This window comes from Pseudomonas mandelii (genome assembly GCF_900106065.1).
Lineage (GTDB): Bacteria > Pseudomonadota > Gammaproteobacteria > Pseudomonadales > Pseudomonadaceae > Aquipseudomonas > Aquipseudomonas mandelii.
Genome location: NZ_LT629796.1, coordinates 4,007,615 through 4,031,810, shown reverse-complemented (window position 1 = coordinate 4,031,810; position 24,196 = coordinate 4,007,615). Strand labels below are relative to the sequence as shown.

General features: G+C 60.1%; 23 protein-coding genes. 12 read left to right on the top strand and 11 right to left on the bottom strand.

All coding sequences use genetic code 11. The features are described from left to right. Nucleotides 1–12: 12 nt before the first annotated feature. Nucleotides 13–1,002, top strand: coding sequence for a 2-hydroxyacid dehydrogenase (locus BLU63_RS18630; RefSeq protein ID WP_083375946.1), 990 nt, complete (start codon nt 13–15; stop codon nt 1,000–1,002). A 5-nt stretch (nt 1,003–1,007) separates the two neighbouring features. Here BLU63_RS18630 and BLU63_RS18625 read toward each other — a convergent pair whose 3' ends face one another. Next, nucleotides 1,008–1,409, bottom strand: coding sequence for a hypothetical protein (locus BLU63_RS18625; RefSeq protein WP_083375945.1), 402 nt, complete (start codon nt 1,407–1,409; stop codon nt 1,008–1,010). A 134-nt stretch (nt 1,410–1,543) separates the two neighbouring features. On the opposite strand from BLU63_RS18625, the gene BLU63_RS18620 reads away from it, so the two are divergent. After that, nucleotides 1,544–1,978 (top strand): hypothetical protein, encoded by a 435-nt coding sequence (locus BLU63_RS18620; RefSeq protein WP_010457109.1) that lies wholly within the window; start codon nt 1,544–1,546, stop codon nt 1,976–1,978. Continuing rightward, nucleotides 1,978–2,382, top strand: coding sequence for an META domain-containing protein (locus BLU63_RS18615; protein ID WP_010457111.1), 405 nt, complete (start codon nt 1,978–1,980; stop codon nt 2,380–2,382). Before BLU63_RS18620 ends, BLU63_RS18615 begins: the two co-directional genes overlap by 1 nt. A gap of 176 nt (nt 2,383–2,558) precedes the next feature. Here the strand turns inward: BLU63_RS18615 and BLU63_RS18610 are convergent, their stop codons facing one another. Beyond that, complete coding sequence (locus BLU63_RS18610) at nt 2,559–3,026, bottom strand: TlpA disulfide reductase family protein (RefSeq protein ID WP_010457113.1); 468 nt, start codon at nt 3,024–3,026, stop codon at nt 2,559–2,561. Nucleotides 3,027–3,140: 114 nt separating this feature from the next. Here BLU63_RS18610 and arsC point away from each other — a divergent pair, with 114 nt between their 5' ends. Genes arsC through BLU63_RS18595 form a run of 3 tightly spaced genes read left to right on the top strand, consistent with a single transcriptional unit; the run spans nt 3,141 to nt 4,514 of the window. Next, entirely contained in the window at nt 3,141–3,494 is a 354-nt protein-coding gene (arsC, locus tag BLU63_RS18605; RefSeq protein WP_010457115.1) for an arsenate reductase (glutaredoxin), read from the top strand. Beyond that, complete coding sequence (wrbA, locus tag BLU63_RS18600; RefSeq protein ID WP_010457117.1) at nt 3,491–4,087, top strand: NAD(P)H:quinone oxidoreductase; 597 nt, start codon at nt 3,491–3,493, stop codon at nt 4,085–4,087. Before arsC ends, wrbA begins: the two co-directional genes overlap by 4 nt. Nucleotide 4,088: 1 nt before the next feature. Further along, nucleotides 4,089–4,514, top strand: coding sequence for a DUF2069 domain-containing protein (locus tag BLU63_RS18595; RefSeq protein ID WP_010457118.1), 426 nt, complete (start codon nt 4,089–4,091; stop codon nt 4,512–4,514). 90 nt (nt 4,515–4,604) lie between these two features. Here the strand turns inward: BLU63_RS18595 and BLU63_RS18590 are convergent, their stop codons facing one another. Both BLU63_RS18590 and ttcA read right to left on the bottom strand, forming a co-directional pair. Further along, nucleotides 4,605–5,279, bottom strand: coding sequence for a DNA-3-methyladenine glycosylase I (locus BLU63_RS18590; RefSeq protein WP_083375944.1), 675 nt, complete (start codon nt 5,277–5,279; stop codon nt 4,605–4,607). Between the two features lie 130 nt (nt 5,280–5,409). Continuing rightward, nucleotides 5,410–6,234, bottom strand: a complete 825-nt coding sequence (ttcA, locus tag BLU63_RS18585; RefSeq protein WP_010457122.1) for a tRNA 2-thiocytidine(32) synthetase TtcA — start codon at nt 6,232–6,234, stop codon at nt 5,410–5,412. Nucleotides 6,235–6,673: 439 nt separating this feature from the next. Here ttcA and BLU63_RS18580 point away from each other — a divergent pair, with 439 nt between their 5' ends. Together BLU63_RS18580 and BLU63_RS18575 are read left to right on the top strand one after the other, a co-directional pair. Then, the gene (locus BLU63_RS18580) at nt 6,674–7,276 is read left to right on the top strand and encodes a Yip1 family protein (RefSeq protein WP_010457124.1); all 603 of its coding nucleotides are present in this window, start codon (nt 6,674–6,676) and stop codon (nt 7,274–7,276) included. A 149-nt stretch (nt 7,277–7,425) separates the two neighbouring features. Beyond that, a complete protein-coding gene (locus BLU63_RS18575) occupies nt 7,426–7,920 on the top strand; it encodes a SprT family zinc-dependent metalloprotease (RefSeq protein WP_010457127.1) in 495 nt (164 codons plus the stop codon). Nucleotides 7,921–8,055: 135 nt separating this feature from the next. Here the strand turns inward: BLU63_RS18575 and BLU63_RS18570 are convergent, their stop codons facing one another. Both BLU63_RS18570 and BLU63_RS18565 read right to left on the bottom strand, forming a co-directional pair. Further along, a complete protein-coding gene (locus BLU63_RS18570; protein ID WP_083375943.1) occupies nt 8,056–9,237 on the bottom strand; it encodes a CaiB/BaiF CoA transferase family protein in 1,182 nt (393 codons plus the stop codon). A gap of 144 nt (nt 9,238–9,381) precedes the next feature. Continuing rightward, nucleotides 9,382–10,716: a dicarboxylate/amino acid:cation symporter gene (locus tag BLU63_RS18565; RefSeq protein ID WP_083375942.1), complete on the bottom strand. Its 1,335-nt coding sequence runs from the start codon at nt 10,714–10,716 to the stop codon at nt 9,382–9,384. 338 nt (nt 10,717–11,054) lie between these two features. Here BLU63_RS18565 and BLU63_RS18560 point away from each other — a divergent pair, with 338 nt between their 5' ends. After that, a complete protein-coding gene (locus BLU63_RS18560; RefSeq protein WP_083377274.1) occupies nt 11,055–12,053 on the top strand; it encodes an AraC family transcriptional regulator in 999 nt (332 codons plus the stop codon). A gap of 1,259 nt (nt 12,054–13,312) precedes the next feature. Here the strand turns inward: BLU63_RS18560 and BLU63_RS18555 are convergent. From BLU63_RS18555 to BLU63_RS18545, 3 genes are all read right to left on the bottom strand, one after another. After that, on the bottom strand, nt 13,313–14,659 hold the full coding sequence (locus BLU63_RS18555; RefSeq protein ID WP_010457134.1) for an ATP-binding protein: 1,347 nt from the start codon (nt 14,657–14,659) through the stop codon (nt 13,313–13,315). Next, a complete protein-coding gene (locus tag BLU63_RS18550; RefSeq protein ID WP_077749196.1) occupies nt 14,656–15,333 on the bottom strand; it encodes a response regulator in 678 nt (225 codons plus the stop codon). The genes BLU63_RS18555 and BLU63_RS18550 overlap by 4 nt, the downstream gene beginning before the upstream one ends. 165 nt (nt 15,334–15,498) lie before the next feature. Then, nucleotides 15,499–16,101, bottom strand: coding sequence for a membrane protein (locus BLU63_RS18545; RefSeq protein ID WP_010457138.1), 603 nt, complete (start codon nt 16,099–16,101; stop codon nt 15,499–15,501). A 147-nt stretch (nt 16,102–16,248) separates the two neighbouring features. Here BLU63_RS18545 and BLU63_RS18540 point away from each other — a divergent pair, with 147 nt between their 5' ends. Together BLU63_RS18540 and BLU63_RS18535 are read left to right on the top strand one after the other, a co-directional pair. Next, nucleotides 16,249–17,040 carry a dienelactone hydrolase family protein gene (locus tag BLU63_RS18540; protein WP_010457140.1) on the top strand — a complete coding sequence of 264 codons (792 nt, stop codon included), beginning with the start codon at nt 16,249–16,251 and terminating at the stop codon, nt 17,038–17,040. A 174-nt stretch (nt 17,041–17,214) separates the two neighbouring features. Continuing rightward, nucleotides 17,215–17,940 carry a 4'-phosphopantetheinyl transferase family protein gene (locus BLU63_RS18535; protein ID WP_197678972.1) on the top strand — a complete coding sequence of 242 codons (726 nt, stop codon included), beginning with the start codon at nt 17,215–17,217 and terminating at the stop codon, nt 17,938–17,940. Nucleotides 17,941–18,081: 141 nt separating this feature from the next. Here the strand turns inward: BLU63_RS18535 and BLU63_RS18530 are convergent, their stop codons facing one another. Both BLU63_RS18530 and BLU63_RS18525 read right to left on the bottom strand, forming a co-directional pair. Continuing rightward, entirely contained in the window at nt 18,082–19,692 is a 1,611-nt protein-coding gene (locus BLU63_RS18530; RefSeq protein ID WP_010457144.1) for an ATP-binding protein, read from the bottom strand. Beyond that, a complete protein-coding gene (locus BLU63_RS18525; protein ID WP_010457146.1) occupies nt 19,689–20,402 on the bottom strand; it encodes a response regulator in 714 nt (237 codons plus the stop codon). The genes BLU63_RS18530 and BLU63_RS18525 overlap by 4 nt, the downstream gene beginning before the upstream one ends. Before the next feature lie 732 nt (nt 20,403–21,134). Here BLU63_RS18525 and BLU63_RS18520 point away from each other — a divergent pair. Further along, nucleotides 21,135–24,029 carry a ribonucleoside-diphosphate reductase subunit alpha gene (locus BLU63_RS18520; protein ID WP_010457148.1) on the top strand — a complete coding sequence of 965 codons (2,895 nt, stop codon included), beginning with the start codon at nt 21,135–21,137 and terminating at the stop codon, nt 24,027–24,029. Nucleotides 24,030–24,196 lie beyond the last annotated feature (167 nt).

The following is a 24,196-nucleotide window of genomic DNA, read 5'->3' as shown; positions in this document are numbered from 1 at the left end:
CAGGAGGACCGTATGCGCACGATTCTTTTCAGCAGCCAGACCTACGACCGTGACAGTTTTCTGGGCACCGAGCTGCCTGCCGGTATCGAGCTGCACTTTCAATCGGCGCGGCTGAGCCTCGATACGGTGGCGCTGGCGGAGCATCACGAGGTGGTCTGCGCGTTCATCAATGATGACTTGAGCGCGCCGGTGCTGGAACGTCTGGCAGCGGGCGGCACACGCTTGATCGCCCTGCGCTCGGCCGGTTACAACCATGTCGATCTCGCGGCGGCGAAGCGTTTAGGGCTGTCAATTGTGCGGGTCCCGGCGTACTCGCCGCACGCGGTGGCCGAGCACGCGGTGGCGCTGATCCTGGCGCTCAACCGCCGCCTGCACCGCGCCTACAACCGTACCCGCGAAGGGGATTTCAGCCTGCACGGCCTGACCGGTTTCGATTTGGTGGGCAAGACGGTCGGCGTGGTCGGCACCGGGCAGATCGGCGCAACCTTCGCGAAAATCATGAACGGTTTCGGTTGCCGGTTGCTGGCCTACGACCCCTACCCCAATCCGCAGGTCGAAGCCCTCGGCGCCCGCTACCTGAGCTTGCCGCAATTGCTGGCCGTGTCGCAGATCATCAGCCTGCACTGCCCGCTCAATGAGCAGAGCAAACACTTGATCAACCGTGAATCACTGGCGCACTTGCAGCCCGGCGCGATGTTGATCAACACTGGACGCGGCGGCCTGGTGGACACGCCGGCGCTGATTGATGCACTGAAGGACGGCCAATTGGGGTATCTGGGGCTGGATGTCTATGAAGAGGAAGCGCAGCTGTTCTTCGAGGACCGCTCCGACCTGCCGCTGCAGGACGATGTGCTGGCGCGGCTGCTGACCTTTCCGAACGTGATCATCACCGCGCACCAGGCCTTCCTGACCCGCGAAGCCCTGGACGCGATTGCCACGACCACCCTGCAGAACATCGCAGCCTGGGCCGCTGGCACGCCGCAGAATCAGGTCGAGGGCTGAGCCGGTCAGGCCTTGGACAAGAGAATCATCAGGCCCAGCCAGCCGAAACCCAGCAAGCGTTGCCCCACGGAATGCCCGCGACGCAGCAGGAACCAGACAAAAAACGGCGGCAGAAAGAAAATCATCAGCTTCAGCCACAGTTCCACCGGACGCACGCCGTTGGAGGCGGGCATCGGCGCCGCCATCTCGATTGGGGCTGCGGTTTTGCGTTTACGCCCGAATGCGGCCGGGGTCACCCTGGCCACTTTCTCATCCTCCGGTAAACGCCCGAAAGAAAGGGGTGCCTGCACAGGCGCTGCCGTCGAAGTGGCCGCTTGCACCGTTCCCGCCGGTGCACCGCAATGAATGCAAGCAGGCGCCGTGGAGCTGATGCGTTGCTTGCACTCATAACATTCGATTAACGCCATGTCCGTTCCTTAGAAATGCAAAAGCGGCAGTGTGCCATGAGTCGACCGGTGATTTGAACCAGATCGAAGGTCATCTGCCCGCGCCATGCTGCGAGCAGGCCCGTGATAGCATACCGCGCATATTTGGAGGACCCATGGTCGAACACGATTTCCGCTATAGCCTGATGAACCCGCAACACACCCTCACCGAATGCCGCGCCCTTGTGCCGGGGCGTTATCAAGTCACCGGCAACGGCGGCTCGATTCGTAATAACGACGTGCTGGTCGTGACCCTCAAAGGTGCCAAGGACCTGTCCATGCGCCTGACCGTGGAAACGGTTCGCCACTTGATCAACCCGCCCGGCCAATGGGTCGCAGTGGCCAGTGGTCCGGTGTTCGGCGAATTGGCGATCCACACCTGGAAAGTCAACTGCGACAGCTGCGCCAAAGAGCTGAGCTTTGAGTTTGCGGTCGATGCCAAACTGGGCAACAAGGCAGAAAAACCTGCCGCCACTGCGCGCATTGCCGAGCTGGGCTGGACCACCGTTGGCGAGAAGCACCTGTGCCCGACCTGCCAGGAGCCCGCGTGATGAAACGCCTCGCCCTGACCGCCCTGGTTGGTGCCAGCCTGCTGGGCTGCGCCGCCGAGCCGGTGAAATTGCAACAAAACCGCAGCTACATCCTGGAATGGATCGGCGAACGTCCACTGATGGATTACAGCCACCTGACCATCACCCTCGGTGAAGACGGTCGGGCTTACGGCAATGGCGGCTGCAACCACTGGTTTGCACCGTACACGCTCGAAGGTGACAAGCTGAGCTTCGGCAAAATCGGCAGCACCCGTAAAATGTGCGCACCCGCCGTGATGGAGCAGGAAAAGCGCTTCATGCAGGCCCTGGAAAATGTGCAGCGCTGGGATGTTTCGCCGATCGAACAGATGCGCTTCTGGCCGGCCGAAGGCAAGCCGTTGCGTTGGTGGCTTGAAGAGGGTTGATAACCCCGAGCTGTGGCCAAGTGAATACCTGTGGCGAGGGAGCTTGCTCCCGCTGGGCTGCGCAGCAGCCCTAAAACCCGTCACCTCGGTTCATCAGGAACACCGTTTGTACCGGTTTTGCGACTGCTGCGCAGTCGAGCGGGAGCAAGCTCCCTCGCCACAAGATCCATGCGCAGTCACTTTACCGCTTGCAACGCCTCAAGCTTGGCCATCACCCCCGCCGCCGTCTGCTCGCCCATCAATTGCTCGCGCACCTTGCCTTTGTTGTCGATGATGTAGGTCACCGGCAACGCTTCGCTGCGCGGCAACTCGAAAAGATCCGCCGGGTCCGACGCCAGTACGGTGAACTTGATTCCCAGTTTCTCGCTGGCGCTTTTCAGCTCTTCCCCCTGCACATTGTCGAAATTGACCCCGAACACACCTATCTTCTTGTCCTTCAACTGATCCGCCAGCGTATTCAACTCCGGGATCTCGGTACGGCACGGGCCGCACCATTCAGCCCAGTAGTTGAGGACCACCCATTGGTTGTCCAGACGTTCGGCGGCGACTTTCTGGCCGTTCTGGTCGATGCCATAGTCGTTGCCACAGCCCCCCAGCATCAACGCACCGATGATCGCCAATGCTGCTGCCAGTCGTCTTGTCATGTCGTAATCCTTGTTCAAAATTGAATGCGCCTGCGACCCATCGCCTCCCGAGGTTCTGGATTACGCGCTGCACAGTTAGAATAGCCGCCACCTTACGCAAGATGCGACCCGCACATGACCGATCTGACGCTTTATCACAACCCGCGCTGCTCGAAATCCCGCGGTGCGCTCGAACTGCTGGAAGCCCGTGGCCTGACCCCGACCGTGGTCCGCTACCTGGAAACGCCGCTGGACGCCGCGCAAATCCAGAGCCTGCTGACCAAACTCGGTATCAGCGCCCGGCAACTGCTGCGCACCGGCGAGGACGAATACAAGACTCTCAACCTGGCCGACAGCAGTTTGAGCGAGGAGCAATTGATCGCCGCCATCGCCGCCAACCCGAAACTCATGGAGCGACCGATTCTGGAAGTCGGCGACAAAGCCATCATCGGCCGTCCGCCGGAGAATGTGCTGGAGTTGCTGCCGTGAGCGCGCCGTACATTCTGGTTCTGTATTACAGCCGCAGCGGCTCGACCAATGAAATGGCCCGGCAAATTGCCCGTGGCGTCGAGCAGGCCGGGATGGAAGCGCGCTTGCGCACGGTGCCGCCGATCTCCACCGAATGCGAAGCCGTGTCGCCGGACATCCCCGATGAAGGCGCGCTGTACGCCAGCCTCGACGACCTGAAGCACTGCGCGGGCCTGGCCATGGGCAGTCCGACCCGGTTCGGCAACATGGCCGCGCCGCTCAAGTACTTCCTCGACGGCACCAGCAATCTTTGGCTGACGGGGGCGCTGGTGGGCAAACCGGCCGGGGTATTCACCTCCACCGCAAGCCTGCACGGTGGTCAGGAAACCACGCTGCTGTCGATGATGTTGCCGTTGCTGCACCACGGCATGCTGATTACCGGCCTGCCGTATAGCGAATCGGCCCTGCTGGAAACCCGGGGCGGCGGCACGCCGTATGGCGCCAGTCATCACGCCGGGGCGGATGGCAAAAGCGGTTTGAACGAACATGAAGTCGCGCTGTGCCGGGCCTTGGGCCTGCGTCTGGCGAAGACTGCGCAGAAACTGGGGAACTGACGTGGCGAAAAAGCCGAAGATTCTGCCCTCGATCGAATGGCTCGAACCGCGGGTCCGGGCGATGCGCGCGATCAGCCTGCTGTGCTTTTTCGGGCTGGTGGGGCTGCTGTGCGCCTATTATCTGGTATTTGCCGACCTGCACGGCGCCCGGCCGTGGGTGATTTTGCTGATCGAACTGGTGCCCCTGCTATTGCTCGCACCGGGGATGATCATCGGCAGCGCACGCGGGCATTCGTGGATGTGTTTTGTGGTGAATCTGTATTTCATCAAGGGCGCACTGGCCGCGTATGACCCCAATCGGCAGCTGTTTGGCTTGCTGGAAATGGGCGCGAGCCTGGCGGTGTTTTGCTCGGCGCTGTTGTATGTGCGGTGGCGGTTTCAGTTGAATCGCAAGTTGGCGGGTGAAGGCGAGATCTCCGCCGCCTGATCTGACGCCTTCGCGGGCAAGCTTCGCTCCTACAAGGGCTGCACCGCACCTGTAGGAGCAAAGCTTGCTCGCGAAGGCCACGACTCGGTCTTAATGATTGACGGTGTACGCCAGCATCATCGAAATCTGGCTCATCGGCCGGCCGCCACTCTGTTCATGCCACTGGTTGAACACATCCTGCACCAACGCCAGGTCCCGCTGGCTGGTCGGCACCTTGTCGACGATCTTCTGCGCGTTCAGCCCCGCCACCACGTCATAGCTCGGCACAAACGTATCCTTGCCGACCATGCGCAAGAAACGCGGCGCCGACAACCCGCCCAATTGATGGCCGCGCTTTTTCAGGTACGTCCACAGCCCGACGATGTCCGTCACCGGCCAATCGGCGATCAATGCGCCGAAGCTGCCCTTCTCATGCGCCACGTCCAGTACGAACTGCGCATTGCGCGGCACGCTCTTGAGCTTGCCCAGGTGTCGGATGATCCGCGCGTCCTGTATCAGGCGCTCAAGGTGTTCGGCGCTCATCAGCACCACCTTTTCCGGGTCGAACTTGAAGAACACTTCTTCGAACGACGGCCACTTGGCGTCCACAAGGCTGTGTTTGAGGCCGGCGCGAAACACGCGCAGGGCCATGGTCGAGAGATAACGATCGTCGCTGATCTTGCGCAGTTGCGCCGGGGTCTTGGGAACGGGCAGATGGGCTTCCAGTTCAGCTGCTGAACCGAAGCGATTCAGACAGTATTCGTGCAGCCACTTGTAATCGCGCATGCCCTCTCCTGGAGGTTGAAACAAAAAACAATTGCAGGAGTGAGCCTGCTCGCGATAGCGGTGTGTCATTCAACGTTGATGTCGACTGACACGACGCAATCGCGAGCAGGCTCGCTCCTACAGTTTCTGATTAGAGGTTGACCACGTTGACGAACCGCGAGGCGGCGGTTTCGTCGATCTTGAGGCTGGTGAAGTCGAACAGGTTACGGTCCGCCAGTTGCGACGGTTGCACGTTCTGCAAGCTGCGGAAAATGCTTTCGGTGCGGCCCGGGGTCTTGCGTTCCCACTCTTGCAGCATGTCCTTGACCACCTGACGTTGCAGGTTTTCCTGGGAGCCGCAGAGATTGCACGGGATGATCGGGAATTGCTTGAAGTCCGAGTAGGCCTGAATGTCTTTTTCGTTGCAGTAGGCCAGCGGCCGGATCACCACGTTGCGGCCGTCGTCGGCGCGCAGCTTCGGCGGCATGGCCTTGAGCGAACCGTTGAAGAACATATTAAGGAAGAACGTCTCGACGATGTCGTCGCGGTGGTGACCGAGGGCCATTTTGGTCGCGCCGATTTCGTCGGCAAAGGTGTAGAGCGTGCCGCGACGCAGGCGCGAGCACAACGAGCAGGTGGTCTTGCCTTCCGGGATCAGCTCCTTGACCACCGAGTAAGTGTCTTTCTCGACAATGTGGTACTCGATGCCCAGCGTTTTCAGATAGGCCGGCAACACGTGTTCAGGGAAGCCTGGCTGTTTCTGGTCCATGTTCACGGCCACGATCTCGAACTTGATCGGAGCGACCTTCTGCAAGTGCAAGAGCACGTCGAGCATGGTGTAGCTGTCCTTGCCACCGGACAGACAGACCATGACCTTGTCGCCGTCTTCAATCATGTTGAAATCGGCAACAGCCTCACCCGCCTGACGGCGAAGGCGCTTTTGCAGTTTGTTCTGGTTGACCGTGAGAGTGCCCATGACGCGAGATCCGTAAGGTGTGACGAAAGGCCGGCATTTTACGCAAAAACCCACCGTCGGCGAAGTGCCTGGCGACTGCACTTTATCTGAGCTGAGCATACCCCTGTGGCGAGGGAGCTTGCTCCCGCTGGGTCGCGCAGCGGCCCCAAAACCATCCTGCACCATCGGGTCAGTCAAACCCCGTCGGCCGTTTTTGCGACGGCTGCGCAGCCGAACGGGAGCAAGTTCCCTCGCCACATAGGTCGCGCAAGACCCTGCGGCGATTAACAGCAGGGTTTACAGCGCAATTTGCTCTAACGCCCTACAACCTGCGTCGTGAAGACCTTTCTATACTGCGACATAAGGTCGCATACATATCCAGACCTTTTACTTACTTGGCCACTTTGGCCTGTAGGCGCTCCACTGGGGGGCGACGGTAAAAACAAGAGGAGTGACTGGCATGATCCATCACGTAGTGGGGCTCTTCACCCACCCCGACCAGGAATGGAAAGAAATCCGTGGCGACCAAGAGGAAAGCATCAGCCACATGTACCTGACTCACACGCTGATTCTGGCGGCAATTCCCGCTGTGTCGGCGTTTATCGGCACCACTCAGGTCGGCTGGGTCATCGGCAATCGAGCGCCGGTCATGTTGACCCAGGAAAGCGCGCTATGGATGACGATCATGTCGTACCTGGCGATGCTCGGCGGCGTCGCGGTCATGGGCGCATTCATCCACTGGATGGCCCGTACTTATGACGCCAATCCAAGCCTGGCACGCTGCGTTGCATTTGCGACCTATACCGCGACCCCGCTGTTCATCGGCGGTCTGGCGGCGCTGTACCCTCATATGTGGCTGGGGATGATCGTCGGAACGGCGGCCATCTGCTACACAGTGTACTTGCTGTATGTGGGGCTACCCACTTTCATGAACATTCCATCAGACGAGGGCTTTCTGTTTTCCAGTTCGGTACTTGCCGTAGGCCTGGTGGTGCTGGTCGCCATCATGGCGTTTACAGTGATTGTCTGGGGACTCGGCGTGGGGCCGGTCTACACCAATTAGCAACTCACCACCCAAAAACAAGATCTGCCAACACAGGCCGCCGCAAGGCGGCCTTCTAATGTGTGAGGGGTAACGACCATTCGGCGCCTCGGCGATTCGCAAGGCCCCGGGGTTGCGGCATACTCGACGTCTCTGGAGATCCATCAAGCATGCCCGAGCAACTCAATACCCGCGTCGAAGACTGTTATCAGCTGGCCGAATCCTTTTTCAAACGAACTTTCAAACGCCCCGTGGTGAGCCTCAAGCTGCGCGGTCAAAAAGCCGGTGTCGCGCATTTGCACGAGAACCTGCTGCGCTTCAATCCGCAGCTGTACCGGGAAAACACTGAAGACTTCCTCAAGCAGACCGTGGCCCACGAAGTCGCGCACCTGATCGCCCATCAACTGTTCGGCGACCGCATTCAGCCGCACGGTGAAGAGTGGCAATTGATCATGCGTGGCGTGTACGAACTGCCGCCCAATCGCTGCCACACCTACGACGTCAAACGCCGCAGCGTGACGCGCTACATCTACAAATGCCCGTGCGTCGACAGCGATTTCCCGTTTTCGGCCCAGCGCCATGGCCTGGTACGGCAAGGGCGGCGGTATTTGTGCCGGCGGTGCCGCAGCACGCTGGTGTTCAGTGGGGAGATGCGGGTCGAGTAGTCAGATTTGTGGTGGCGGCGCCGGACTCATCGCGAGCAGGCTCGCTCCCACAGGTATTGATTTCGAGCACAAGCTTTGTGAACGACACAGATCCTGTGGGAGCGAGGCTTGCCCGCGAAGAGGCCGGAACAGACGCTAGAGAATTACCTTGGCACGGCGCAATTCTGCAATCCGCTCAGCACTCATCCCCAACTCCCCCAACACCTGATCCGTATGCTGTCCCAACACCGCGCCGATATGCCGCGGCTCCGGCAATCCCTCTGAGAATTTCAACGGGCACGCCATCTGCGCCTGCGCAGAACCGTCCCCCCGCGGCACCTGCGTCACCAACTCCCGCGCCTGCAACTGCGGATGCTGCACCGCCTCGGCCAAACTCAGCACCGGCTCGACACACGCATCGACCCCGGCAAACAACTCGCACAGTTGCGCAAAGTCATGTTTCTCGAATTCGGCTTTCAACTCATTCTTCAGTACCTGTTGCTCGGCGGGTTTGGGCGACAGGCCCTTGGCCGCCAGCTCCGGCCGCCCCAGCGCGCTGCACAGTTGCTGCATGAAGGCCGGTTCCAGACTGCCCACCGATAACCAGCGCCCGTCCCGCGAACGGTAGTAGTCGTAGAAGCTGCCGCCATTGAGCATCTGATCCTCCCTGCCCGGCTCCACACCACAGGCCAGGTACCCGGCGCCGGCCATGGCGTTCAGGCTGAAGGCGCAGTCGGTCATGCTCACATCCAGATGCTGCCCCACCCCGCTGTGCTGGCGAGCGATCACCGCCGCCAGCAACCCGATCACTCCGTGCAACGAGCCGCCGGCGACATCTGCCACCTGCATGCCCAAAGGCAACGGCCCGCTCTCGGTGCGGCCGGTGTAGCTCGCCAGCCCCGCCAGGGCCAGGTAGTTGATGTCGTGGCCGGCGCGGTCCTTGTAGGGGCCGCTCTGGCCATAACCGGTAATCGACACGTAGATCAGCCGCGGATTGATCGCCTTCAACGCGTCATAACCCAGGCCCAGGCGTTCCATCACACCGGGGCGGAACTGTTCCAGCACGATGTCGTGGTCCGCCAGCAATTGCTTGATCACCTCCAGCGCCTCGGGCTGCTTGAGGTCCAGCGCCAGGCTGCGCTTGTTGCGATTGAGGTAGGCGTGGCTGGCCGACACCCCGTGATCGTGCGGCGGCAACACCCGGAGCAAATCCATACGGGTCGGCGATTCGATGCGCAGGACTTGCGCGCCCATGTCCGCCAGCAACAACGAGGCAAACGGCCCCGGCAGCAGCGTCGAGAAATCCAGAACCTTGAGTGATGCCAGTGGACCGGGCATGAGCGACCTCCGTGAACGATGCCTCCAGCCTAGGCAGGCAAACGCATTGCAGCAATCACCTGAAGTGTCAGCAGCTGTGACCGTTGCGCTCAAATCCCGGGCAAGAAAAAACCCGCCGAAGCGGGTTTTTCAGTGCTGCCAGTCTTACTTGACGCTGCTTGGGGTTGGGCCTTCGGCCACGCCCAGGTCGTCTTCTTCACGGGTGTCGGAGATACCGCGACCACCGGAAGCCAGCTCGACTTGCAGCTTGTCTTCGTCCAGCTCTTTCACCCACTTGGCCACGACCAGGGTCGCAACCGCGTTACCGACCAGGTTGGTCAGCGCACGGGCTTCGGACATGAAACGGTCGATACCCAGGATCAGCGCCAGGCCGGCAACCGGCAGGTGGCCAACGGCCGACAGGGTTGCCGCCAGCACAATGAAACCACTGCCGGTCACGCCTGCAGCGCCTTTGGAGGACAACAGCAACACCAGCAACAGGGTGATCTGGTGGGTGATGTCCATGTGGGTGTCGGTCGCCTGAGCGATGAACACAGCGGCCATGGTCAGGTAGATCGACGTACCGTCGAGGTTGAACGAGTAGCCAGTCGGGATTACGAGGCCGACAACGGACTTCTGTGCACCCAGGCGTTCCATTTTGATCAGCATGCGCGGCAGAGCGGATTCCGAAGAGGAAGTGCCCAGTACGATCAGCAGTTCTTCACGGATGTAGCGAATCAATTTGATTACGCTGAAGCCGTGCGCGCGGCAGATGCCGCCCAGTACCACGAGCACAAACAGGATGCAGGTGATGTAGAAGCAGATCATCAGCTGACCGAGTTGCACCAGCGAGCCAACACCGTAGGCACCGATGGTGAAGGCCATCGCACCGAACGCGCCGACTGGAGCGAGCTTCATGATCATGTTGATGATGTTGAACATCACGTGGGCAAAGCGATCGATGAAGTCCAGAACCGGCTTGCCGTAGGCACCCAGGCGATGCAGGGCGAAACCGAAGATCACCGAGAACATCAGCACTTGCAGGATGTCGCCGTTGGCGAAGGCGCCGACGATGGTGTTCGGGATCACATTGAGGATAAAGGCAACGATGCTCTGGTCTTTACCGGCCGAGATGAAGCCAGCGATTTTGCTGGTGTCCAGAGTGGTCACATCGATGTGCATGCCGGCGCCCGGTTGCACGACGTTGACCACGACCAGACCGATCAGCAAGGCAATGGTGGAGACGATTTCGAAGTACAGCAGCGCATAGCCACCGGTCTTGCCGACCGATTTCATGTTCTGCATGCCGGCGATACCGCTGACGACCGTACAGAAGATGATTGGCGCGATGACCATTTTGATCAGTTTGATGAACCCGTCACCCAGTGGCTTGAGGGCCACACCGGTCTGCGGGTAGAAGTGACCGAGCAGGATGCCGATGGCGATAGCAACGATCACCTGGAAATACAGGGATTTATACAGTGGCTGACGAGTCGTCATTGCAAAGTTCCTCAAGAGTGCCCCGTGACAACATCCGTCTGTTGCCCAAGACACTTCAATTGCGAACCCTCCTGCACTGGAGGGATTTGTTTTGTCGAGCTGCGCAACGGCAGGCATCTGCTTGTTGTATCGCAAGGCCCGTGCCACCTTTAAAAAATGCCTGCATGCCTTTTGACATCAAGGGTTACAGGTCCAGCCTTGCCACTGTCGGGTTACCACAATGTGGCGGATTTCCGCCCATCGACCAGGTCTCGTCCTACAATTTGGCGGATATCCGCCTGTTCATAACGAGGGTCGACAGCTACCATCCGTCGTTCATTGGGTCGGACCTGCCTGCCATGCGTGAACGCACCATCGCCAGTCATTTCGCCCGTGCCGCATTAGGTGGCGCGCGTCGGTTGGGTTATGACTATTCAAATCTGCTGCAACAACTCGGCATCAGCCCCGAGTTGCTGGATGAGCCACGGGCGCGAATTGCGCCGGAGCAGTTCACGCGATTGATCCAGGCGTTGTGGCTGGCCCTCGACGACGAATACCTCGGTTTCGGGCCGACGCCCAGTAAAACCGGGACCTTCGCAATGATGTGCCACGCCGTGATCCACTGCCGCAACCTCGATAAGGCGCTGCATCGCGGTTTATTGTTTTACAGCCTATTCCCTGACGGTCCGCGCCTGACCCTGACCCGCGAAGACGAATGGGTCCGCCTGAGCCTCGACGATTCGAAGTTCCAGGACCCTGATCATTTCCTCACCGAAAGCCAACTGATGGTGTGGCACCGCCTCGGCAGCTGGCTGATCGGCCAGCGCATTCGGCTGGAGCAGGCGACGTTCAGTTATCCAAAGCCCGAACACGGCGCCGAATACGATTTGCTGTTCCCCTGCCCCATGGAGTTTTCCACGGCGCAGAGCAGTTTGCTGTTTCACAGCCGCTACCTGCACATGCCGTTGTTGCAGGACGAACGCACACTCAAGCATTTCCTCCAACATTCTCCCGCTGACCTGCTTTCGCGCCCGGATGACGGCGACAGTCTGAGCAGCCAGTTGCGCCGCTTGCTCAGCCGCGACAGTGCACGCTGGCCGGACCTGGAAGCGGTGGCTGCGCACCTGCACATCAGCCCGCAGACGTTGCGTCGGCACTTGCGCGAAGAAGGGTCGAGTTTTCAGGAATTGAAGGATCAGTTGCGCCGGGACATTGCGATTTATCACCTGGGGCGAGCAGATCTGTCGTTACAGCAGATTGCCGAGCAATTGGGGTTTTCCGAGCCTTCGGCGTTTCATCGGGCGTTCAAAAAATGGACCGGGTTGACGCCGGGCGCCTATCGCGCGCAAGAGAACTGAATCTGCGTTGAATTGACTGGCCTCATCGCGAGCAGGCTCGCTCCTACAGGTGATCGGTGTGAACGCAAATTATGCATTCACTGAAGATCTCCTGTGGGAGCGAGCCTGCTCGCGATGAACGATGATGCGGTCTGCCTGAACGAACGACTACGGCGGATCAAGCCTGTCCAGCATCTGAAACTGGTTTTTGGGTTGAATTGACCGGCCTCATCGCGAGCAGGCTCGCTCCTACAGGTGATCGGTGTGAACGCAAATGATGTATTCACTGAAGATCTCCTGTGGGAGCGAGCCTGCTCGCGATGAACGATGACGCGGTCTACCTGACTGAACGACTACGGCGGATCAAGCCTGTCCAGCATCCGAAACTGATTTTTGGGTTGAATTGACCGGCCTCATCGCGAGCAGGCTCGCTCCTACAGGTGATCGGTGTGAACGCAAATGATGCATTCACTGAAGATCTCCTGTGGGAGCGAGCCTGCTCGCGATGAACGATGACGTGGTCTACCTGACTGAACGACTACGGCGGATCAAGCCTGTCCAGCATCCGCAACTGATTTTTGGGTTGAATTGACCGGCCTCATCGCGAGCAGGCTCGCTCCTACAGGTGATCGGTGTGAACGCAGATTATGCATTCACTGAAGATCTCCTGTGGGAGCGAGCCTGCTCGCGATGAACGATGACGCGGTCTGCCTGACTGAACGTCTACGGCGGATCAAGCCTGTCCAGCATCCGCAACTGATTTTTGGGTTGAGTTGACTGGCCCCATCGCGAGCAGGCTCGCTCCTACAGGTGATCGGTGTGAACGCAGATTATGCATTCACTGAAGATCTCCTGTGGGAGCGAGCCTGCTCGCGATGAACGATGACGCGGTCTGCCTGAACGAACGACTACGGCGGATCAAGCCTGTCCAGCATCCGAAACTGATTTTTGGGTTGAATTGACCGGCCTCATCGCGAGCAGGCTCACTCCTACAGGTGATCGGTGTGAACGCAGATTATGCATTCACTGAAGATCTCCTGTGGGAGCGAGCCTGCTCGCGATGAACGATGACGCGGTCTACCTGACTGAACGACTACGGCGGATCAAGCCTGTCCAGCATCCGAAACTGATTTTTGGGTTGAATTGACCGGCCTCATCGCGAGCAGGCTCGCTCCTACAGGGGATCTGCGGAGCATGCACTTTTCGCGAGCGCCGCAGATTCAATTGTAGGAGCGAGCCTGCTCGCGATGAGGCCCGAAAAAACACCGCCAACCCCTCGATCAAACCACCGGAAAATGAATCCGGAACGCCGCCCCGCCCATCGGCGAATCCCCCAGCGTCAGCTTCGCGTTGTAGCTCTCGATAATGTCCTTGACCACCGCCAACCCGATCCCCTGCCCCGGGTGCTGGCGATCCAGCCGCTCGCCCCGTTGCAGAATCCGCGCCCGCTGATCCGGCGGCACGCCCGGCCCGTCGTCTTCAACGCACAACTCGACCCCGCTCAGGGTTTCGCGCACGCTGATGCGCACTTCGCTCAGGCACAGGCGATAGGCGTTTTCCAGCAGGTTGCCCATCATCTCCAGCAGCGCGCCCTGTTCGATCGGCACGTAACACGGCTCCGGCAGGTTGAACGCAACGCGCACGCGCTTGTCGCGATAGACCTTGTCCAGCGTGTCGCACAGACTTTGCAGCACCGGCTGCAGGCGCACCTGGTGGCGTACCAGCCCACTTTTACGCAGGCTGGCGCGTTGCAGTTGATAGCCGATCTGCTGGCTCATGCGCTCGATCTGGGTTTGCAGCAACCAGGCCTGATCTCGGTTTTCCGGGCGCTGGGCCATGTCTTCGCTGACGCCTTGCAGCACGGTCAGCGGGGTTTTCAGGCTGTGGGCCAGGTCGTCGAGGGAATCGCGGTAGCGGCTGCGCTGCTCGCGTTCGCTGTGCAGCAAGCGGTTGAGGGAGCCGGTCAGGCGCAGCAGCTCACGCGGGTGTTGTTCGCTGAGGCTTTCGCGGGCGCCGCTTTCGATTTCGTCCAGCTCCTGACTGAGCCGACGCAAGGCCTGCAAGCCCCAGGTCAGGCCGATCCACAGCAGCGCCAGCAGCACCAGCAACGCGGCACCGAAACCGAGGTAGAGGTTTTCGCGCAGGCCTTCGAGGGTGACTTCGTACTCGTGCACCGGTTGCAGGGCGACGATGCTGAATGCCGCGCTTTTGCCGCTGAGCAGTTTGACTTCGACGTCGTAGACGAAGAATTCCTGACCATCGGCCTCGCGAATGCGCGCGAATTCGTTGCCGCGTCCGTCGTAACGCGGTTTGTAGTTGATCTTCTCTTCGCCGGTGGCCTTCGAGCGCCAGACCAAATGACCTTCACGGTCATAGATGTAACCGAGCAAGCGGCTGTCAGTCAGGTTGAAGCGCTCATCGGGCAACTGCGCTGGCATCTGCAGGGCGTTGTTTTCCACCCGCGCGGCGGAAATCAACGTGTTTACGTCCGACGCCAGGCGTTGCTCGATGGAATCCTGCAACGCCAGGCTGAACGCGCCCTGCATCGCTGGCAGCAACGCCAGCATGAACAGCACCGCCAGGGTGGCGGCGGCCAGCATCAAGCGGACACGAAGGGAGCGAATCAAGTGCAGCGCTCATTGAACAGGTAGCCGAGGCCACGCACAGTGTCGATCGGTTTGAAACCTGCCGGGCCTTCGAGTTTGCGCCGCAGACGGCCGACCAGCACTTCGATGACGTTCGGATCGCGCTCGTCGTCATCCGGATAGAGCTGCTCCATCAAGCGGTCCTTGGCCACCACTTGCTGATGATGCCGCATCAGGTACTCGAGGATTCGATACTCGTAGGCGGTCAGCGCCAGCGGTTGTTCATCGAGGGACGCTTGTTTGCGATTGAGGTCGAGCAGCAGCGGCCCGGCGACGATGGTCGACTGGGTGAAACCGCTGGAGCGGCGCAGCAAGGCATTCAGGCGCGCATCGAGCTCTTCGAACTGGAACGGCTTGACCACGTAATCGTCGGCGCCGGCGGCGAGGCCTTCGACCTTGTCTTGCCAGTTGCCACGCGCCGTGAGGATCAGGATCGGGAAGGCCTTGCCACGCGAGCGCAGATGACGGATCAGGTCGAGCCCGCTCATGCCCGGCAGGCCGAGGTCGATCACCGCCAGGTCGTGGTTGAACTGCTCGGTCTGGTACAACGCCTCCTCGGCGTTGGCCACGGACTCGACCACGTGGCCGCTGTCCGTCAGGCGGGTTTGCAGGTGATGGCGCAACAGCGCTTCATCTTCGACGACCAGCAGTTTCATAACGCTCTCCTAGGCAAATCGTTATCTCCAGCAGCACAGTTCTCAGTCACACCGCAGAACCCTGTAGGAGCGAGCCTGCTCGCGATGGCGCCAGCACATTCGACATTGATGTCGACTGACACGCCGCTATCGCGAGCAGGCTCACCCCTACCGGGATTGCACTTATCAGAAAGCGTAGTTCGCCGACAGGTAGGTCTGGGCGCTGCTGGTCAGGTCCAGCGAACCCTGCTTGCTGCCACCGCGCTCGCTCATCTCGGTGCTGGCGTTGCTGCGCAGGTAACGGTAACCCAGTTCGACCGAGGTGTTTTGCGACACTTGCTGCAATACGCCAACCTGGCCGCCAATGGCGTAGCCGATGTTGCTGTCGCGGCTGAACCCTGGGGACTCCTGGGTCATTTTGGTCAGGCCGGCCGTGGCACCGCCGAACAATTTGGTGCTGGCGCCTACCGGGTAGAACAGATCGTAGCTGCCCAACAGGTTTTCCTGACGCAGTTTAATGCCATTGTGCGAACCCGACACGTTGTCGTAAGTGGCGTAGTAGCGGCCCTCGCTGTTTTGCTGGCCCAGACGCACACCCCAGGTGGTGTCCTTGCCGATCACGCCGTCGGCGTTCGGGTGGTTGAGGTTGTCGTTCAGGGCGTGGGACTTTTTGACTTTGTCGCTGGTCTGTCCAAGAGTAAGGCTGGCGAAATTATCGTTGGAAGCGAAAGCCGCGGTGCTTGCGCCCATGACGGTGAAAGCCAGAAGCAGTTTTTTGAAGTGAGTCATTGGGGAATTTCCTCATGCGCTATTTGCTTTTTGGGTACGGGGCAAGGTTACGCACCCACCCCTGAACTCCCCCTGAACGCACTCTGAACCTAAGCTGAATCAACTCCACCCGGCTGTTTTGATGACTTTTATGCAGGAGATCCGACCATGCGCGTGTTCCTCGCCCTCGTATTACTGGCCTTGAGCGGGCTCAGCCACGCCGAGATCAAGACTCAGGAGATTCCCTATCAGAGCCCCGACGGCACGAAGCTGATCGGCTATTACGCTTACGACGATGCTATTAAAGGTCAACGTCCGGGCGTGGTGGTGGTGCATGAATGGTGGGGCCTCAACGATTACACCAAGCGCCGCGCCCGTGATTTGGCAGGACTGGGTTACAGCGCGCTGGCCATTGATATGTATGGCGATGGCAAGAACACCGAGCATCCCAAGGACGCCATGGCCTTCATGCAAGCGGCGTTGAAAGACAGTGCCGCGTCCAGCGCCCGCTTCCAGGCCGGGCTCGATTTGCTGAAGAAACAGCCACAGACCCATCCGGATAAAGTCGCTGCCATCGGTTACTGCTTCGGCGGTGCCGTGGTGCTGAATGCAGCGCGTCAAGGCGTTCCGCTGGCGGGCGTGGTGAGTTTCCACGGCGCGCTGGCGACCAAAACGCCCGCAACACCGGGCAGCGTGAAAGCGAAAATCCTGGTGGAGCATGGTGCGCTGGACAGCATGGTGACGGCGGACAACGTCGCGGCGTTCAAGGCTGAGATGGACAAGGCCGGGGCCGACTATCAATTCGTCAGCCTTGAGGGCGCCAAGCATGGGTTCAGCAATCCAGATGCGGATCGGTTGGGCCATGGCGATCATGGTGGGCCGGATATCGGGTACAGCAAGGCGGCGGATGAAAAATCCTGGGCGGATATGCAGGCGTTCTTCAAAAAAATCTTCGGTTAAGCAGAAGACCGAGGCGTGGCCTTCGCGGGCAAGCCTCGCTCCTACAGGGCTTGTGTCGTTACGCCATTTCGTGATCGGCTCAAACCCGTAGGAGCGAGGCTTGCCCGCGAAGAACGATAACGCGGTCTACGTCAGGGCTACCCAGCCCGAAGGCAACCCGGCAAAATGCGCGACATGAATTCCACCCCCGCCCTGCCCGTCTGCTGCACCCCGCTCGACGCCCATTGGCCGCTGCCGTTTGTGCTGCCTGATACGGTGCTGTTGAGCACGCACTTCGATACCTCGCAACTGGCCCTCGATGATTTCAGGCGCAGCGCCATCGAGCCGCCAGCGAGCATCCAGCGCTCGGTCGCCAAGCGTCAGGCCGAGTTTCTGGCCGGTCGGGTCTGTGCCCGGGCGGCGTTGCAGAAGCTGGAAGGGCTGAGTTTCAGCCCGGCCATCGGTGAAGACCGGGCGCCGGTCTGGCCTGCGCATATCAGCGGCTCAATCACCCACAGCACCGGCCGGGCCGCGGCGATTGTCGCGAACAAGACCCACTGGCGTGGATTGGGGATGGACCTGGAAAACCTGCTAAACCCTGAACGTGCCGAACGCCTGGCCGGGGAAATCCTTACCCCGGCGGAATTGCAGCGCATGGCCGCAGGTCATCGTGATCAGTTGGCGATGCTGGTCACGCTGACGTTTTCGGTGAAGGAGAGTCTGTTCAAGGCGCTGTATCCGATTGTTCGGCAGCGGTTTTATTTTGAACATGCGGAAGTGCTGGAGTGGAGCGAGAGCGGTGAGGTGCGGCTGCGATTGCTGACAGATCTGTCCAGCGAGTGGCGCAATGGCACTGAGCTGGATGCGCAGTTTGGGGTGGTGGATGGGCAGTTGTTGAGTCTGGTCAGCATCAGGGCCTGAGGATTTTTGGTGTTGGCTCGGGCCTCATCGCGAGCAGGCTCACTCCTACAATGGATCTGTGCAACACCGAAGATTCCCTGCAGGAGTGAGCCTGCTCCGGGCGGCGTTCCGACGATGAGGCCAGTACAGACGCCGCAAATCTCACCGCTTCTCCTGATTCCTCGGCCAACTCAGGCTGAAGCACGCCCCGCCCAGACTCTTGCTCTTGCTGATCAACGCCCGCCCGTCATGCCAATGGATAATCCGCCGCACAATGGACAGTCCCAAGCCATGCCCGCCTGATGCCCGTGTACGGCTGTCATCAAGGCGCAGGAACGGCGTGAAGATTTTTTCCCACGCCGACTCTGGCACGCCCGGCCCGTCATCTTCGATGTCCACCCGGCAACGCTGCTGCCCCACCTGATAACTGACCGTCACCCGCGACGAGGCATGGCGCATGGCATTGCTCACCAGGTTCTGGATCGCCCGGTGTAAATAGCGCGGCTCGGCCTCGACCCAGGCATCGTCACAATCGGCGGCGGACAGGCACAACCCGCGCTGCACGGTGACGTCGGCGCGTAGCGGTGCCAATTCCTCGATTACCTGATTGACCAACGCATCCAGATCGATCCGCTGGAAATTCAACGCGGGCGAGCCCTGCTCCAAACGCGCGTAGGTCAGCATTTCGTCCACCAGCTTGTCGAGGTCCTCGATGTCGTGGTCCATGCCTTCGCGGTACTTCTCCAGGGCCTGTGGCGTGGTGGCCGAGCCGATCATCTCCAGGCCAAAACGCAGGCGCGCCACCGGGGTGCGCAATTCGTGGGACACCGCGCGCACCAGTTCACGCTGGATCGCCAACAACTGTTGCAAGTGCTCGGCCATGCCATTGAACGCCGAGGCCAGCCGCCCCACCGAATCCGCGCCGCGCGCCGGCACGCGGGTTTCCAGGCTGCCCTTGGCAATACGCGTGGCAGCGGCTTCGAGACCACGCAAGCGACGCTCAAGTTGTCGCACCAATAGATAGACGATCAAGCCGATCAGGCTCAAACCAAGGGCCGCGATCAGCACCAACCATTCGGGCGGATAAGGATTCATCTGGTACAGCGGGCCGATTTCCAGGACCCACGGCGTGCCGACCATGCCGGCAAACACTCGGATCGAGTCACCGCCCTTGCCCAATGCCATCACCGTGTCGCCTTCGGAGATCCGGCGGCTCTGGTCCTCGTCCATGTCCGCCTGGTCGACGGTGACCAGGCGCAAGTCGAAACCGAAGCCTTTGTCTTGTTTCAATTGCGCCAGGCGCTTGGGCTGCTCAGCCACCGGCACGCGCACCAGTTCGTCGGCCAGCAGATAGATAGTCGCTCGCGCCAGTTGCTCGCTGATCTGCTGGACTTCTCCCGTCAAAACCAACTGCTCCTTGTCGCTGACCAGCCGATACACCTTCGCTGCATGCGGGCCGGTCTGTTCCACCAGCGCCTGGCCGCGCAGCACGCGGGTACGCTGCGTCAGGTCGAGGTCGGTCTGGGCGAAGGTCTTCAGCGCCAACGGAATCCCCAGCAAACGCTCCCACACCAGCAAGGCCCGGTGGCGTTCGGTTTCGTTCATCGGTTGCAGGTTGTCGGCCATCAGCGAGAAGGTGCCGTGGGCCAGGCGTTCGCGGTATTGCTCACTGCGCACCTGGTTAAGCAGGTGCAAGGCCAGTACCCCGAGCACCGCGACCAGAATCAGCGCCGCGCACATGCCGCCGTAGATGCGCAGGAAGATTGAGTTCACAGGGTGCAGGCTTCCGGAACGAACAGATACCCTTTGCTGCGGATGGTCTTGATCAGTCGTGGATGCTCCGGATCGTCGCCGATTTTGGGGCGGATGCGCGAGATGCGCACGTCGATGGAGCGATCCTGGCCGTCATAGCCGATGCCGCGCAGGGCGGTGAAAATTTCTTCCCGGGACAGGATGCGCCCGGCGTTGGCCACCAGCAGCCACAGCAGATCGAATTCGGCGCTGGTCAGCTCGATGCCGTTGTCATTCAGCCAGGCCTCGCGCAATGCGTTGTCCACCACCAGCGGGCCGAACTGCAGGCGTCGTTGTTTTTCCGGGGCCACCTCAGGGGCTTCACTGCGGCGCAACAGCGCCTGGATGCGCGCCAGCAGCAGGCGCGGACGCACTGGCTTGCACACGTAATCGTCGGCCCCCAGGTCCAGGCCAAGAATCTGATCGGTATCGTCGGTGCGGGCGGTGAGCATCAGGATCGGGCCGTCATATTTATTGCGGACCTTGCGGCAGATGCTCAGGCCATCTTCGCCCGGCAGCATCAGGTCGAGGATCACCAGGTCCGGCTTTTCATTAATGATGCGGGCCGCGGCCAGGGCGCCATTGCCCTCGATCGATACGCGCAGGCCATTGGCTTCCAGGTAATCGCGGGTCAGTTCGGCCAGACGCTGGTCGTCCTCCACAATCAATATCTGCCAGGCTTCTTGCTCCACGGTGACCTCTGCTTGCCAACAACACTTATAAGGAAGGATCCGCCCGTCTTTTTGTAATGATTGGGGAGGATAAGAATGCATACACACTGGCCGATTGTATAAACGCCGAACGCCGAGAACACAAGCCGGCAAATGCGTTCGGACAACCCGGATTTTTGTGATAGGGTTCGCGCCCTTAAAAATCCGAATGACTGTTTTCAATCGCTGAAAATCAGTGAAAAACGGTTCGCTCCCGCTAGGTCGCGGCCTACACGCCTGTTCCTTCTTTCACACACAATTTACGCACAGGCTTATCCACAGGTAGTACGTTGCAACACCCTCCAAAACGCATTATCTTGTAGCCCGGCGCCAAAAAAACCCTACATGTAGGGTTTTGGCTTAAAAAGCCTAACCACATTTCAGACCAGAAACTCAAGCGCTTTATTGCTGTTTCCGGTTGAACCAAGCGTGAATTTGAAAGCCCAAACCGCACCTGCGGATGGCACCGTTTTTTGAGGCCAGAACAGCCGGAACGGTACGGGTGTTGCAGACATTACTGTCACCCTGAATGGAATCCGGTTTCGGGCCCTGGCTCGAGACCAAAGACTTCGGCAAGGAAGCGGCATCATTAGCCTTTTCCTACTGTCCCGAAGTTGTTATGCCCGAGGCCCCTCGGTTGTAGTGCTTCAGGACAGAACGGTGGGCACCATGAAGGTGCTCAAACAAACATAGAGAATGTGGAGACACTCCCCCATGCAAACCGACACAACTCGCGAGAACCCGCAGGGCACCTTGCCGCAGGCCGCTGATTCGACTTCGGATCTGTCCGCCACCGCGCCTGGCCAACTGCGCGTGATCAAGCGTAACGGCACTGTCGTTCCTTATACCGATGACAAGATCACCGTCGCGATCACCAAAGCGTTTCTCGCAGTTGAGGGCGGCACCGCTGCCGCCTCGTCGCGAATCCATGACACCGTTGCGCGCCTGACCGAACAAGTCACCGCAACCTTCAAGCGTCGCATGCCTTCGGGCGGCACCATCCACATCGAAGAAATCCAGGACCAGGTCGAACTGGCCCTGATGCGTGCCGGCGAGCAGAAAGTGGCCCGCGACTACGTGATCTACCGTGACGGTCGTTCGAAAGAACGCGCTGCCCACGCACCGGCCGAAGAAGCGGTCAACGCTCACCCGTCGATCCGCATCACCCGCGCCGATGGCTCATTTGCGCCTCTGGACATGGGCCGCCTGAACACCATCGTCACCGAAGCGTGCGAAGGCCTGGAAGAAGTCGACGGCGACCTGATCCAGCGCGAAACCCTGAAAAACCTGTACGACGGCGTGGCCCTGACCGACGTCAACACCGCCCTGGTGATGACCGCCCGTACCCTGGTCGAGCGCGAGCCGAACTACTCGTTCGTGACCGCTCGCCTGCTGATGGACACCCTGCGTGCCGAAGGCCTGAGCTTCCTGGAAGTCGCCGAAAGCGCGACCCACCACGAGATGGTCGACCTGTACGCCAAGGCGTTGCCTGCGTACATCGCCAAGGGTATCGAATTCGAATTGCTGAACCCGGTCCTGGCCACCTTTGACCTGGAAAAACTCGGCAAGGCGATCAACCACGAGCGCGATCAGCAGTTCACTTACCTGGGCCTGCAAACCCTGTACGACCGTTACTTCATCCACAAGGACGGTATCCGCTTCGAACTGCCGCAAATCTTCTTCATGCGCGTGGCCATGGGCCTGGCGATTGAAGAGAAGCAGAAAGAAGACCGTGCCATCGAGTTCTACAACCTGCTGTCGTCCTTCGACTACATGTCGTCGACCCCGACCCTGTTCAACGCCGGCACCCTGCGTCCACAGCTGTCCAGCTGCTACCTGACCACCGTGCCGGATGACCTGTCGGGCATCTACCACGCGATCCACGACAACGCCATGTTGTCGAAATTCGCAGGCGGCCTGGGCAACGACTGGACGCCGGTTCGTGCATTGGGCTCGTACATCAAGGGCACCAACGGCAAATCCCAGGGTGTTGTCCCGTTCCTGAAAGTCGTGAACGACACCGCCGTCGCCGTTAACCAGGGTGGCAAGCGCAAAGGCGCTGTCTGTGCCTACCTGGAAACCTGGCACATGGACATCGAAGAGTTCATCGAGCTGCGCAAGAACACCGGTGATGATCGTCGTCGTACCCACGACATGAACACCGCCAACTGGATCCCTGACCTGTTCATGAAGCGCGTCTTCGATGACGGCAAGTGGACCCTGTTCTCGCCGTCCGAAGTACCGGACCTGCACGACCTGACCGGCAAGGCTTTCGAAGAGCGTTACGAGTACTACGAAGCCCTGACCGAATACCCAGGCAAGGTCAAGCTGTTCAAGACCATCCAGGCCAAAGACCTGTGGCGCAAAATGCTGTCCATGCTATTTGAAACCGGCCACCCATGGCTGACCTTCAAAGACCCGTGCAATCTGCGCAGCCCGCAGCAGCACGTCGGCGTGGTTCACAGCTCGAACCTGTGCACCGAGATCACCTTGAACACCAACAAGGACGAGATCGCCGTTTGCAACCTGGGCTCGATCAACCTGCCGAACCACATCGTCAACGGCAAGCTGGACACCGCCAAGCTGGAACGCACCGTGAACACCGCCGTTCGCATGCTCGATAACGTAATCGACATCAACTACTACTCGGTGCCACAAGCGAAGAACTCCAACTTCAAGCACCGTCCGGTCGGCCTGGGCATCATGGGCTTCCAGGACGCTTTGTACCTGCAGCACATTCCTTACGGTTCCGACGCGGCCGTCGAATTCGCCGACAAGTCGATGGAAGCGGTCAGCTACTACGCGATCCAGGCTTCCTGCGACCTGGCCGACGAGCGCGGCGCCTACGAGACGTTCCAGGGTTCGCTGTGGTCCAAAGGCATCCTGCCGCTGGATTCGCAACAGATCCTGATCGAGCAACGTGGCCAGAAGTACATCGACGTTGACCTGAACGAATCCCTGGACTGGGCACCGGTTCGTGCCCGTGTGCAGAAAGGCATTCGTAACTCCAACATCATGGCCATCGCACCGACCGCGACCATCGCCAACATCACCGGCGTATCGCAGTCGATCGAACCGACCTACCAGAACCTCTACGTGAAATCGAACCTGTCGGGCGAATTCACCGTGATCAACCCGTACCTGGTTCGCGACCTGAAGGCTCGCGGTCTGTGGGACTCGGTCATGATCAACGACCTGAAGTACTACGACGGTTCGGTGCAACAGATCGAGCGCATCCCGCAAGAACTCAAAGAGCTCTACGCGACCGCCTTCGAAGTGGACACCAAGTGGATCGTTGACGCGGCAAGCCGTCGTCAGAAGTGGATCGACCAGGCTCAGTCGCTGAACCTGTACATCGCCGGCGCTTCGGGCAAGAAGCTGGACGTGACCTACCGCATGGCTTGGTACCGTGGTCTGAAAACCACTTACTACCTCCGTGCCCTGGCCGCAACCAGCACCGAGAAGTCGACCATCAACACCGGCAAGCTGAACGCTGTTTCCAGCGGCGGCAACCACGGTGAAGATTCGGTCCTGGCAGCGCCAGCCGGCCCTGCTCCAGTGCCGAAGGCTTGCGCCATCGACGAGCCGGATTGCGAAGCTTGCCAATAAGCTGAGCCGGTGAGCGCCGCAAGGCGCTCGTCTGGATAACCCCCGATCAGTCCTCTGGATTGTCGGGGGTTTTCTTTTGCCCCAAGAAAAGTGGTGACCGGGCTGACGCCTTCGCGAGCAGGCTTGCTCCTGAACTGGACAGGCGCCGCACTGAAGATCCTTTGTAG

Bases quoted from the DNA above. Each gene is read 5' to 3' on its own strand.
- BLU63_RS18540 (WP_010457140.1), top strand. From the start codon at position 16,249: ATGCGCGTGTTCCTCGCCCTCGTATTACTGGCCTTGAGCGGGCTCAGC.
- BLU63_RS18535 (WP_197678972.1), top strand. From the start codon at position 17,215: ATGAATTCCACCCCCGCCCTGCCCGTCTGCTGCACCCCGCTCGACGCC.
- BLU63_RS18610 (WP_010457113.1), bottom strand. From the start codon at position 3,026: ATGACAAGACGACTGGCAGCAGCATTGGCGATCATCGGTGCGTTGATG.
- arsC (WP_010457115.1), top strand. From the start codon at position 3,141: ATGACCGATCTGACGCTTTATCACAACCCGCGCTGCTCGAAATCCCGC.
- BLU63_RS18580 (WP_010457124.1), top strand. From the start codon at position 6,674: ATGATCCATCACGTAGTGGGGCTCTTCACCCACCCCGACCAGGAATGG.
- BLU63_RS18550 (WP_077749196.1), bottom strand. From the start codon at position 15,333: ATGAAACTGCTGGTCGTCGAAGATGAAGCGCTGTTGCGCCATCACCTG.
- BLU63_RS18570 (WP_083375943.1), bottom strand. From the start codon at position 9,237: ATGCCCGGTCCACTGGCATCACTCAAGGTTCTGGATTTCTCGACGCTG.
- BLU63_RS18630 (WP_083375946.1), top strand. From the start codon at position 13: ATGCGCACGATTCTTTTCAGCAGCCAGACCTACGACCGTGACAGTTTT.
- BLU63_RS18590 (WP_083375944.1), bottom strand. From the start codon at position 5,279: ATGCGCGATTACAAGTGGCTGCACGAATACTGTCTGAATCGCTTCGGT.
- BLU63_RS18565 (WP_083375942.1), bottom strand. From the start codon at position 10,716: ATGACGACTCGTCAGCCACTGTATAAATCCCTGTATTTCCAGGTGATC.
- BLU63_RS18520 (WP_010457148.1), top strand. From the start codon at position 21,135: ATGCAAACCGACACAACTCGCGAGAACCCGCAGGGCACCTTGCCGCAG.
- BLU63_RS18625 (WP_083375945.1), bottom strand. From the start codon at position 1,409: ATGGCGTTAATCGAATGTTATGAGTGCAAGCAACGCATCAGCTCCACG.
- BLU63_RS18575 (WP_010457127.1), top strand. From the start codon at position 7,426: ATGCCCGAGCAACTCAATACCCGCGTCGAAGACTGTTATCAGCTGGCC.
- BLU63_RS18615 (WP_010457111.1), top strand. From the start codon at position 1,978: ATGAAACGCCTCGCCCTGACCGCCCTGGTTGGTGCCAGCCTGCTGGGC.
- BLU63_RS18620 (WP_010457109.1), top strand. From the start codon at position 1,544: ATGGTCGAACACGATTTCCGCTATAGCCTGATGAACCCGCAACACACC.
- BLU63_RS18560 (WP_083377274.1), top strand. From the start codon at position 11,055: ATGCGTGAACGCACCATCGCCAGTCATTTCGCCCGTGCCGCATTAGGT.
- ttcA (WP_010457122.1), bottom strand. From the start codon at position 6,234: ATGGGCACTCTCACGGTCAACCAGAACAAACTGCAAAAGCGCCTTCGC.
- BLU63_RS18545 (WP_010457138.1), bottom strand. From the start codon at position 16,101: ATGACTCACTTCAAAAAACTGCTTCTGGCTTTCACCGTCATGGGCGCA.